Origin of the sequence: Variovorax sp. YR750, assembly GCF_900109805.1 — a bacterium.
In the GTDB taxonomy this organism is placed as follows: domain Bacteria; phylum Pseudomonadota; class Gammaproteobacteria; order Burkholderiales; family Burkholderiaceae_C; genus Variovorax; species Variovorax gossypii.
On the sequence record NZ_FOBJ01000012.1, the window covers coordinates 102900 to 114616 of the forward strand.

At 67.9% G+C, this 11717-nt stretch carries 9 protein-coding genes; 2 read left to right on the forward strand and 7 right to left on the reverse strand.

Translation table 11 applies throughout. The annotated features are described in order from the left end of the window. Positions 1 to 33 precede the first annotated feature (33 nt). Complete coding sequence (locus BMY35_RS23725) at positions 34 to 603, reverse strand: PadR family transcriptional regulator (protein WP_093204561.1); 570 nt, start codon at positions 601 to 603, stop codon at positions 34 to 36. Positions 604 to 697: 94 nt separating this feature from the next. Next, positions 698 to 1846, reverse strand: a complete 1149-nt coding sequence (locus BMY35_RS23730) for an FAD-dependent oxidoreductase (protein ID WP_093204563.1) — start codon at positions 1844 to 1846, stop codon at positions 698 to 700. A 74-nt stretch (positions 1847 to 1920) separates the two neighbouring features. Here BMY35_RS23730 and BMY35_RS23735 point away from each other — a divergent pair, with 74 nt between their 5' ends. Beyond that, entirely contained in the window at positions 1921 to 2361 is a 441-nt protein-coding gene (locus BMY35_RS23735) for a MarR family winged helix-turn-helix transcriptional regulator (protein ID WP_093300755.1), read from the forward strand. Here the strand turns inward: BMY35_RS23735 and BMY35_RS23740 are convergent. From BMY35_RS23740 to BMY35_RS23760, 5 genes are all read right to left on the reverse strand, one after another. Continuing rightward, a complete protein-coding gene (locus BMY35_RS23740) occupies positions 2358 to 3677 on the reverse strand; it encodes a cytochrome-c peroxidase (protein ID WP_093204930.1) in 1320 nt (439 codons plus the stop codon). The genes BMY35_RS23735 and BMY35_RS23740 overlap by 4 nt on opposite strands. A gap of 114 nt (positions 3678 to 3791) precedes the next feature. Beyond that, a complete protein-coding gene (locus tag BMY35_RS23745; protein WP_093204568.1) occupies positions 3792 to 4694 on the reverse strand; it encodes a 2OG-Fe(II) oxygenase in 903 nt (300 codons plus the stop codon). An 8-nt stretch (positions 4695 to 4702) separates the two neighbouring features. Beyond that, a complete protein-coding gene (locus BMY35_RS23750; protein WP_093204571.1) occupies positions 4703 to 5323 on the reverse strand; it encodes a hypothetical protein in 621 nt (206 codons plus the stop codon). Between the two features lie 13 nt (positions 5324 to 5336). After that, complete coding sequence (locus BMY35_RS23755; RefSeq protein WP_093204573.1) at positions 5337 to 6779, reverse strand: cytochrome-c peroxidase; 1443 nt, start codon at positions 6777 to 6779, stop codon at positions 5337 to 5339. Next, on the reverse strand, positions 6776 to 9070 hold the full coding sequence (locus BMY35_RS23760; RefSeq protein WP_093204575.1) for an alkaline phosphatase family protein: 2295 nt from the start codon (positions 9068 to 9070) through the stop codon (positions 6776 to 6778). Before BMY35_RS23760 ends, BMY35_RS23755 begins: the two co-directional genes overlap by 4 nt. 473 nt (positions 9071 to 9543) lie before the next feature. On the opposite strand from BMY35_RS23760, the gene acpA reads away from it, so the two are divergent. Next, positions 9544 to 11649, forward strand: a complete 2106-nt coding sequence (gene acpA, locus BMY35_RS23765; RefSeq protein ID WP_093204932.1) for an acid phosphatase — start codon at positions 9544 to 9546, stop codon at positions 11647 to 11649. Positions 11650 to 11717: the final 68 nt, after the last annotated feature.

The following is an 11717-nucleotide window of genomic DNA, read 5'->3' on the forward strand; positions in this document are numbered from 1 at the left end:
ACAGGGTTGGTTGGGATTCGGATTGCAGGCCTTTCAGATCTTTTCGATCTGCTGGGCCGTGGCGTCGAGCACCGCGGCGAACTCGTGGGCCTGCTGCTCGGTCAGCGGCGCGCCCGTCAGGCGCATGCGCATCGCGAGCTTGAGGTTCTCGATGGCGCGAGTGACCTGCGGCGGGCGTCCGCCGCGCGGGCCGGCGCCGTCGACGCCGCCGCTCATGCGGGCCATCATGGCGTCGGCCATCTCGCGGTTGGCTGCGAGGAATTCGCGGCCGCTGTCGGTGATGCTGTAGCTCTTGCGGCCGCTGCCGTCGGCGGTCTCGACGCTGAGGTAGCCCATTTCCTCGAGCAGCGTGAGGGTGGGGTAGACCACGCCGGGGCTGGGCGCGTAGCTGCCGCCGAGGCGGTCTTCGATGGCCTTGATCAGCTCGTAGCCGTGGGAGGGCTTGTCGGCGATGAGCTGCAGCAGTACGAAGCGCAGGCCGCCATGGCCGAACACGCGTCCGCCGCCACGCCCGCCGCGGTGTCCGCGGCCGCCGGAAAGACCGTCTTCATGCTCGCCGCGGGCGGTGCGGCAGTGGTGATGGCCGAGGTGGAAATGTCTCATGTGGGGCATCCTTTCTAAGGTGTATCGGAATTATTTTAGATATATCTAAGATAAAGTCAAATCGATACACGCCGGATGCTCCGGCGCCGGGTGCTCAGCTCGCGCCGGCCCGGTGTTCCTGCAGGTGCGCCAGCGTCAGGGCCTCGCCGACGTGCGACATCTGCACGGCGGCGGCTTCGGCCGAGCCTTCCGCTGCCTCGACGACGCGTTCGAACATCTGCATTTCGTAATGGGTCACGGCCGCGGTCCAGTCGTTCTCCTGGGCCAGCGAGGCGGCGAGCTCGACGGCGTCGCGCATCGCCGCGTTCACGCCTTCGCCGCCGAACGGCGACATGAGGTGCGCCGCGTCGCCCAGCAGCGTGAGCCCGCGCCGGGGCGCCCAGCAATGGCCGACCGGCAGCGCGTGGATCGGGCGCGCGACGAACTGGTCGTTGCTCGCGCGGAAGAGGTCGATGATGGCGTCGGCATAACCCGAGAACTCGTCGATCAGCGCACTGCGCACCGTCGCGGGCGACGAGAAGTCGAAGCGCTTCGACGCCCAGTCCGCCGGCACGCGGAAGATGGCATAGCCGCGGATGTGCGCGTTGCCGTTGCGCTGGGCGATGATTTCCTTGCCGTCGCCCTGCGCCTCCAGCTTGCCCCGGCCGACCAGCTGCGCGATGGCCGGGTGGCTGCGGTCGACGTCGTCGATGCCGAACTCGATGAAGGTCAGGCCGCTGTACTGCGGCTTGTAGGGCGACAGCAGCGGGCGCACGCGCGACCATGCGCCGTCCGCGCCGACGACCAGGTCGAAGGGCCCGGCCTCGCCGCCGTTGGCGAACGAGACATTCCATTGCCCGCCTTCCTGCAGCCGCATGTCGACGAGCGCGCAGCCCCATTGCACGCAGCCGGCCGGCAGCGAGGCCAGGAGCATGTCGCGCAGCGCGGTGCGGTCGACCTCGGGACGATTGCCGGCGGACGAGTCGGGCTCCTCGAACAGGACGCGGCCCGACTTGTCGAGCAGCCGCGAGCCCTGGTCGTCGTAGCGCGCGATGCGCAGGAACTCGCTCTCCAGCCCGGCGCGCTGCACGGCCAGCAGCCCGGAATCTTCGTGCAGGTCGAGCGTGCCGCCCTGGGGCCGCGCGAGGGCGTTTTCCTCGCGCTCGAACACGGTGGCATGGATGCCGGAAAGATGAAGGAGTCGCGCCAGGGCAAGGCCGCCGGGGCCGGCGCCGACGATGGCAATTCGGGGATGCGTCTGCATGTGGATCGTTTCCTCTGAAAGGATAGGTTCCTATTCATATTAGCATAGGAGCCTATGAAGATAGAATGCCGTCCATGACCGACGACGAAGCCTCCCATCCCCTGAAGCTCATCGGCCGCGTGACGCGCGGCTTCACCCGCATCGCCGACGGCGGCCTGCGCGAGTTCGGCTTCGCGGTGGGGCAGCTGCCGGTGCTGGTGTCGCTCAAGAAGAGCAAGGCGCTGTCGCAGGCCGAGCTCGCGCGCATCGCGCAGGTGGAGCAGCCCAGCATGGCGCAGCTGCTGGCCCGCATGGAGCGCGACGGGCTGGTCGAGCGCGTGCCAGATCCGGTCGACAAGCGCAGCCGCCTGATCTCGCTGACCCCGCTGGCCGCGCGGCGCCTGCCGAAGGCCAAGGCGCTGATGGACTCGCACGCGCAGGAAGTGCTGGCTGGCTTTTCCCCCGAGGAAGTCGAGCAACTCACCGCGCTGCTGGCGCGGCTCAGCGCGAACGTCGATCGGATGGGCGGCGGCTAGCCGCGCTGCTTCGCGACCGGCGTGGCGGGTGCGGTGGGCGCTGCCGTCGCGTTCTTCTGGTCCGCGTCCGTCAGCGTGCGCAGGAAGGCCGCTACGTCGCGGATCTCCGCCTCGGTCAGTGCCGGCTTGCCGCCGCGCTTCTGCCCGAAGGGCGCATCGGAGTTGATGTTGGCGTGGTACTGCGGCGGCAGGTCGTCGTACTGCTGCACGATGCCGTTCGCCGAGCGCGCATACCAGCGCTGCGGCGCGGTGTCGCGCTGCGCGTAGAAGCGGATGGCTTCCTCCAGCGAATGGAAAACGCCGTTGTGGAAGAAGCTCTGCCGCACCGCCACGTTGCGCAGCGTGGGCGTGCGGAACAGGCCGCAGTACTCCGGGTGGTCCTTCATGTCCGTGCGGTAGGGGCCGCAAAGGCCAAGATCGTGGAATGCCGGGTCGGCATTCGCCTTGAGCTTGCGGTTGCGCGGCACGCCGAGCGCGATCAGCCCGAAGTCGGTGAAGAGCGGGAACGCACCGTCCTGCGTGCGCTCGCTGATGTGGCACGAGGCGCAGTTGCCCTTGTTCTCGTCGTTGAAGAGCCGCAGCCCGCGCGCCTCGGCCACGCTGAGCTTCGCCTGTCCGCGCAGCACCGCGTCGTACTTGCTGGTGAACGGATAGAAGTCCTTCGGCGATTGCTGGAACACCTCCAGCGCAAGGCCGGCTGCCTTGAAGGCGGCCTCGGGGCTGCCGAACACGTCGTTGCCGAAGGCCTTGCGCAGGTCGTCCGCATAGGCCGCGCGCTCGAGCTTGGCCGCCACCTCCGCCATCGACGAGTTGCCCATCTCGGCTGGCGAGAGCAGCGGCATGCCCGCCTGCTCGTGCGCGGAGCCGGCACGGCCGTCCCACATGTGGCCGCCGGTGGGGCCTGCGTCGATGCTGTCGTCGCCGTCGTTGTCGTGGTGATGCTCGGAGAAGGCGGTGAGCGTTTCAAGGTAGCGCAGCGAGGGCGCGGCGCGCGGGCCTTCCTGCCTGCCGTCGGCGCCGCCGAGCTGCACCGACAGTGCGTTCGGCGGCCCCCACGCGTGCTGCGGATCGTGGCAGCTCGCGCACGACGCCTTGCCCGAGGCCGAGAGGCTGCCGTCGAAGAAGATGCGCCGGCCGATCTCGGTGAGCTGCGCGGCGCTGGGCTGGGGGCGGCCTGGCACGGGCGCGTAGGTGGCGCCGACATAGGCGGGCTGCGCCGCGGCAGGCTTTGGGGCCGCTTGTGGCGCCGATGCAGGTGTCGGTGACGACAGCGACTCGTCGCGGCCGCACGCCGACAGCAATCCGCAAAGCAGCATGACCACGGCCAGCAGGGCCGGGCGGCGGTGAAAAAGGGGAATCGCGGGCACGTGAAGCTGGGAGGAAGGCGGGCGGGGCCGCAAGGAAGCCGGGAAGAATCGACCGCCAATAAGTCAGCCGTGTGACAGGGCAGCGGTCTCTCCCGCCGCGACGAAGCGCCGCTGCCGCATCCACTTGGTCGCCACCCATTTCTCGCCGCGCAGCACCGGCGCTCCGGCGTGCAGCGAGGCGTGGTCCACCTGCCCGAGGCTGTTGCAGTACTCGAAGTACACGGCGCTGCCGGGCTGCGGCGATACCGACCAGCCGGTCTCCGGAAACACCGTCTCGCCGCCTTCCTCCACCTCGTTGAGGTAGCACACGAGCGTGCTCACGCGCTGTCCGCTGCGCGCCAGCGACGCCTTGTTGGCCTCGTTCGACGGCACCAGGAAGTCGAAGTGCGGCATGCTCTGCGCGCCCTGCGGGTAGTGCAGCACCTGCAGTCCCTCGCCGTTCTCCACCGGCAGGTTCATGAGTTCCGACACCCGCTGGTCGAGCCGCGCGATGAACGGGTTCTCGTGCAGCCGGAAGAACATGCCCTGGCTGCTGCGCCTGTCGCCCGCAAGATCGCGTCCCGTCAGCGGGTCGACCGTCGTCGACGGCGCAAGGCGCGGCCTCGCGAGCGCGATCAGCTCCTCGCATTCCTGTGCGCTGAACACGTCGTTCAGCACCGCCAGAGCCGGCTGCGTGGCGCGCGCGGCCACGCGCACGAGCCTGTCCGAGGTGCGGATCGCCGTGCCCGCCGCCAGCCTCGGCGCTTCGTGGCGGAAGGCGGGCTCCACCTTCACCGAATCGACGGGCAGCGGGCTCCCCGTGCGCAGCGCGAAGACGAAGGCATCGACGATGGCCTTCGCCGCGTCGGCCGGCATGGCCTGCGCGCGCATGGCCTCGGCCACGTCGGCGGCCGTGCAGCCCTGGCGCAGGTTGTGGAGTATCCAGTCGCCCAGCGCGGGCTGGAAATGCAGCATCGTGTCCGTCATCGGCGGGCTCAGACCTCCGCCGGAACCCAGCCGGTGTCGGTGCGCCTGAAGTTCTGCTTCAGCTGCATCGTGCCGGCGCCGCGCACCACGCGGTCGACCATCGGGAACACCTTCTGCACCTCGGTGTCGCCCGTCCAGGGGGCGGCGTCGATCCTGTACGTGTAGGTCACCACCACCTCCGACGGCTCCTTCGTGTCCTTGCGGGCTTCCCAGCCGACGATCTTGTCGAGCGTCAGGTGGGCAGCGCAGAAGTCGCCCTGCGGCTCGCGCTCGAGGAAGTACTTCTTTCCTTCACCGGTCAGCGCATAGCGGGTGACCTCGATCTCGCCGGCCTCCTTGTCTTTCTCATCCTCAACCTTCGCCTTCGAGGCGCTCACCAGCCCAAGCCGCTCCAGCACAGGCATCTGCAGCGCGTTGCGCGCGCGCGTGCCGGCCTCGCGCTGCGGCACGTCGATGGGCCACCGGGTCTTGCCCAGGCACAGGTCTCCCTTCTTCGCGAGGTAGGCGTTCATTGCCGCCGTGAGGTTCTGCAGGTTGGCCTTGGGCTGCTGCGGGCCGCAGCCCGAGAGCAGCGCGAGCGAGGAGAGGAGGGCGGCGCCCAGGGCGGCCGGAAGAATCTTGTTGTTCATGAATGCAGGTGAATCAATTGACGCAGGCCCCAGGCTTGACGGGCGTTGCGGGCTTCGTGTCCGCGTCGCTGAGGGTGTTCAGGAAGCAGATCAGGTCTGCGATGTCCTGCTCGGACATGGGCGGTGCGGTGCCGGCGGCGCGGCCGTCCATCGGCAGTTGCGTGTCGATGTTCGGCGCGTAGGCCGGCGGCAGGTCGTCGTACTTCTGCACCTTGCCGCCCGTGTACTGCGTGGTGACCAGGCCATAGGTCGGAAAGTCCGGGTCGTTCTTCGCCTTGGGCGTTCCGCCGACGGTGGGGTACCACAGCTCGGGCTGCGTGTCGCGCGTGTTGTAGAAGCGGATGACCTGTTCCAGCGAGTGCATCACGCCGTTGTGGAAGAAGGCCTGCCGCGTCGCCACGTTGCGCATGGTCGGTGCCTTGAACATGCCGCAGAAGCTGTTCGCGGCATTGGGCGCGGCCGGCGCGTGGTCGGTGCGCAGCGGGCCGCACACGCCCATGTCGAAGTACTTCAGGTCGTTGTTGGCCGGAATGCCCGCGTTGCGCGGCACGCTGATCGCCTCGTACGAGAAGTCGGTGAACAGCGCCGAGCTGCCGTTGAGCCCCGCGCCCTGGTAGTGGCACGAGGCGCAGTTGCCGGTGGCCGGGTTGGTGAACACCTTCAGCCCGCGCGTTTCCGCCGGCGTGAGGTTGCCGCCGATCTTGTTGGCCGCGTAGAGGTCGAACTTGCTGCTGTACGGATGGAAGCTCCTGTCTTCCAGCTGGTAGGCCTGCAGGGCTTGCAGCGCCTTGGCGAACGCGGCGTCGCTGTCGTCGAACACCTTCTCGCCGAAGGCCTTGGCCATGAGCGGCGCGTAGTCGGCCGCCTTGAGCTTGTTCACCACGTCGGCGCTGCTCGCGTTGGCCATCTCGATCGGGTCGAGCAGCGGAATGCGCGCCTGCGCGGCCAGCGTGTCGGCCCGGCCGTCCCAGGTGAAGCCGCCGCCGGGGCCCGGCACGCTGATGCCGTCGGGGTTGTCCAGCAGGTCGGCGTAGGCCGGTGTGATGTCCTTGTAGCGCAGCGAAGGCACCGCGCGCAGGCCGGCCTGGTCCATGTGCACGCCGCCGAGCTGCACCGACAGGTCGTTGGCCGGCGCGTGGGCATGCGCCGGGTCATGGCAACTCGCGCACGACATCGCGCCCGAGCCGGAGAGGTTCTTGTCGAAGAACATCTTCTGGCCCACCTGCGCCGCGAGGCTCAGCGTGCTGCCAGCAGCAGCGGGTGCCGCCGGCGAGTTTGCCGGTGCCGCTGGCGCGGCTGCCGGCGGCAAGGCGACAGCAGCCGAGCCGCCCCCGCCACCGCCGCCGCACGACATGAGCACCCCGCCCGCGACGCCGGCCACGGCCAGCGTCGCCAGGCCGAGCCAGCCCGCGCGCGTCACCGCCGGCCCTTTCGGGCCCGAACGGTGCTCGCTCATTGCTTCAGCGACCAGACGTTGAACTGGTTTGCATCGGGGCCGACCTGCGCGGTCGTCGACACGTCACCCGACTGCTTCTGCGTGTAGCCGGCCGGGATCACGAAGGCATGGTTGATCGGGCGCACGCTGTCGAAGTGCGTGTCGGCGCTGCCCGTGTACTCCGGCAGGTTCAGGATGTTCTGGGCGATGAAGGCCTCGGTGTACTTCGAGCGGTTCATGTAAGAGCCGTCGATGGCCGGGTCCGCCAGCTGGAACATGTCCTGCAGCGTGCGCACGAACGAGAAGTGGCTGTAGGCATCGCTGTCGGACACGCCCTTCGGCGCGTCGGGCTGGTTCGTCAGGATGCCGAAGATGCTCTCGCCGTGGCCGCGGTTGCCATTGGTGTAGTTGGTGATCGTGGCATCCACGGACCAGGTGCCGTCGGCGTTCTGCTTGATCGGATTGGCCTTGGTGCTGTTCGCCACGTTCCAGCCGCAGCAGGAGTTGAAGCCGCTGGTGGCATTGCCTTCGTCGAACATCAGCACGATGGCCACGCGCTTCTGCGTGTTCTTCCACAGCGGCGAAGCCTGAATGCGCTGGACCGTGAAGTCGACGTAGTTGTCGCCGCGCGTGATGATCGGCGAGACCGAGCTGGCCGATACGTTGTTCGCGACGCTGCTGCAGTCGCTGGCGGTGCCGGTGCCGCCCACGCCCTTCACGCTGATGCCGTGCATGTCGTCGCACTGGTCGGGCACCAGGAAGTTCAGGTTGCCGACATTGCCACTGGCCAGGTCGGTGCCGAGCTGGTCGTAGTCGTAGTTCGCGGGAATGGTGTAGTCGAGGCTGTTCTTCAGCGCTGTGTCCCACTGGCCGCCGCCCATGGTGCGGTTGCTGTACTTCCACTCGGGCGCGCTGCGCACGTTCTGGTAGGCCATGCCGGGGTGGTGCTTGGTTTTGTACAGGCCCGCCGGCAGCGGCAGAACCAGCGTGGGGTCGCCGATGGTTGCGGCGTTGCCGCCGAGCGTGCCCGGGGCATACACGTTGTCCTTTGCGGTGACGTTGTTGTCGGCCACGCTGTCGGTGCGGAAGTCCTGGCCCGGGTTCATCGATTCGCTGTAGGTGCGCCAGGTCAGGCCGGCGCTCGTCATGGCATTGAAGAGATTGGGCTTGTCGACGATGTTGTGGTTGGTGGCCTGTGCGCAAGTGGCCGAGAACGGCGACTTGCTCAGGCCCGGTTGGGAGGCATCGGGTGTTGGCGTGTCCTGCACGGCGTTGGTGCCGGTCGCGCCACAGTTCCACTGCGCGTCATCCGTGATGCCCCAGTCGTCCGCACCGCCCAGTGCCGTGTAGTTCGGCTCGCTCGGGTTACCGGTGGCGTAGTAGCTCGCGAGCTGGTTGCCGGCCTTCAGGTAGCCGTTGATCTTGGGCGCGTAGGCCGAGTTCAGGATCGACATCGTGGCCTTGTTCTCCAGCATCACGATGAAGATGTTGTCGTAGCGCGGAACGCCTTCCACGTTGAAGGCGGCCTGCTGCGACTGCAGGAAGGTGATCTTCTTGCGGTTGTCGGCCACGGTGGCGGTGGCCGCGGTCACGCCGGCCATGCCGCTCAGGCGCGGGTCGCCGCCGGGGTTGGCGAGCGCGTCGGGGTACAGGTCGCCGCGGTCGAACTTGGTGGTGGCGAAGGCGAAGCGGTTGTTGAGCGCGTTCGATTCCGCGAGCAGGGCGGTCTGCACGCCGGCCGCCGCGGCGTTGACGTCGGCGAGCACGGCGCTAGCCGGCACGCCCAGGCGCGTGGCCAGGTTCTGCTTCTCGGTCGCGTAGCTCGTACCGTTGGCCTCGACGAGGCGGGCCACTTCCGACGACAGCGGGCTCACCACCACCGACGTGCCTTGCTCCTTCACCTGGTCGAGCGTCACGCGCAGCACTTCGCGCGTGGGCACGCTGGTGCCGGTGGCGGTGTTCTTCGCGCCGGTGCCGATGTCGGCGATGAGCGCCGAGGGGCCCGACAGCGAGAGGCTGAACTTGCCGCCGGCATCCGTCACGGCTGCCGGCTCGCCGCTGTCGCAATGGCCGTTGCCGTTGCTGTCCACGCAGACGGTGGCGCCCGCGTAGTAGCCGGCCGCGATCACCGGGTCTGTGCTGCTGCCGGGCTTGAATGCGCTGGCGGTGAGCACACCGCTGACGGTGGTGCTGCCCGAGCCCGAAGGCTGGCTGGCGGGCGGCGGGAGGAACGCGACAGGCGCTGAATCGCCGCCGCCTCCGCATGCCGCCAGCAGCGAAGCGGCGAGCACGGTCAGGGCGGGGTACAGCAAGCCGGATCTGGTTTTTTGAGTGGCTTTCAATTTCTTCTTTCGGGTGTGGGAGGAGCGCGAGAAACAGCAGGCGACGCCGCCGTGAGTTGGCGCCGCCGCTGCGGATCGCGGATGAATCTAGGTTTGCCCTGTGTCAGTCAAAAGGCAAAAGACTTAGGAGCGAATTAGTGGATGGCCGCGGGTTGGCCGCGCGATCGGGCAACGCGCGAAACACCTCGAACAGCGGCTGCAGGAGCCACAAAGAGGCCTGACCAACACCTGACTCCGGCCTGACTCTCTGGCGATCTGTGCGCCTGAAATGCCGCTGTCACGGCCGGGGCAGAGCATCCTGCCGCCCGACCGCCGGTCTGGTTCATCCACATCTCATAACTCCACACATGATGACCCCCTCCCAATCCAGCAAGGCGTCCTCTCGCGGGCGCAAATTGGTTCGCCACCTGACCCCCTGGCCCACGGCCATCGCGGCGGCAGCGATGGTCGTGGCCTGCGGCGGCAGCGACAACGGCCCCGGCTTCCTCGCATTCCCTTCCGGCAGCGCCACGCCGACCACCTCGGGCGTGGTCACCGGCAGCTACTACCGCAACGCCAAGGTCTGCATCGACGCCAACAACAACGGCCGCTGCGACAGTGGCGAGGCCGGCGCCACCACCGACGCCAACGGCGCCTTCACGCTCTCGGGCCAGGGCGCCCTGGTGGTCGAGATCGGCACCTCGAGCAAGCGCTTCGATCCGGACACCAACACCGAGACCGCCGTCACGCAGCCTCTGGTGTTCCGTGCGCCGGCCGCCGCCAACGGCGTGGTGAGCGCCATCAGCACCGAGCTGGTCGCGCTGATGGATGCCAACGGCGGCAACCTCGCGGCCGCCCGCACCGCATTGGCCGCACGCCTCGGCGTGCCCGAAGCCCAACTGCTGGCCGACCACAACAAGATCAGCGACCCGGCCATCAAGACCGCGCTGCAGAACGAGATCGACCAGTCCATCGAGCGCATCGCCGAAGCAGTGGCAGAAGCCGGCCCGGGCGGCGACGTGATCGCCGCGCTGCGCAACCGCTTCGCGCTCGACCAGATCACCAACGTCGTCGTCATCTATGCGGAAAACCGCGGCTTCGACAACCTGTACGGCCTGTTCCCCGGCGCCAACGGCATTCCGGGCGTGAACCCCACGTCGTCGACGTCCACGCCGGAGCCGCAGAAGGACTTCGACGGTTCGACGTTGCCGACGCTGCCGCCTGTGTGGAACGGTGTCACGGCGGCCGGCCAGACCGTCACGGTCACGCAGCAGGAGAGCGCTGGCTTGCCCAACAAGATGTTCCAGATCGATGCCGCGGCTGGCTTCCCCAACACCGCCAAAGTGGTCGATCAGACCGTCATCACGCGAGACCTGGTCCATCGCTTCTACAACAACCAGATGCAGATCAACGGCGGCAAGAACGACAAGTTCACCGCCTACTCGGATGCCGGCGGCCTCAGCATGGGCTACTACGACGGCACCCAGATGAAGCTGTGGCAAGTTGCGAAGAGCTTCACGCTGGCCGACAACTTCTTCATGGGTGCATTCGGCGGCTCATTCCTGAACCATCAGTACCTCGTGTGCGCCTGCGCGCCGGTGTACCCGAACGCTGACGCAGCGAACTCGCCCGCGAACAAGTCGATCTCGGCCATCGACACCGACGCGAACGGCAACTTCGTGCGCCTCACGCCGGCAGCGAACGCATCGACCTCTGTGCTCAATGCTGCGCCCACGTACCTGAAGGACAGCACGCTGACGCCGAAGGACGCTGCCGGCAATTTCTACGCGGTCAACACCATGCAGCCGGCCTACCAGCCAAGCGGTAACGCGCCGGCGGCCGGCGACACGACGGGCAAGCTGGCCGATCCGGCTGCAGCCACCACGCTCCCGCCGCAGACTGGCCAGACCATCGGCGATCTGCTGAGTGCGAAGGGGTTGAGCTGGGCCTGGTATGCAGGCTCCTGGAGTGCAGCCAGCAGCGACCGGACCGTCATCTACAACAACAAGGTGCCGAACTTCCAGTCGCACCATCAGCCGTTCAACTACTACGCCGCCTTCGATCCGGTCGCCCATCCCGATGCCCGCGCGGCTCACCTGAAGGACTTCGACAACGACTTCCTGAAGGACGTCGCCGCGGGCACGCTGCCCGCAGTGAGCTTCTACAAGCCACAGGGCAACTTGAACCAGCACCCTGGCTATGCGAGCGTCACAGACGGCGACGCGCACATCGCCGACGTACTCGCCAAGCTGCAGGCCAGCCCGCAGTGGAAGAACATGCTCGTGGTCGTCACCTACGACGAAAACGGCGGCTTCTACGACCACGCCACCGTGCCGAAGGGCGACCGCTGGGGCCCCGGCACGCGCATCCCGGCGCTCATCGTCTCGCCGTTCGCCAAGAAGGGCTTCGTCGACAAGACCCAGTACGACACCGCCTCCACGCTGCGCTTCATCACGCACCGCTGGTCGCTGCCGCCGCTGAAGGGCCTGGTCGAGCGCGACGCCGCACTCGTGAAGAACGGCAGCCGTCCGATGGGCGACCTGACGAGCGCGCTGAGCTTCAGCAAGTAGTCCCGGGCTTCACGGCCGCGGAAAAAGCGAAAGGGAGGAGGGCTCGGAGCCCGCCTCCCTTTCCCGTT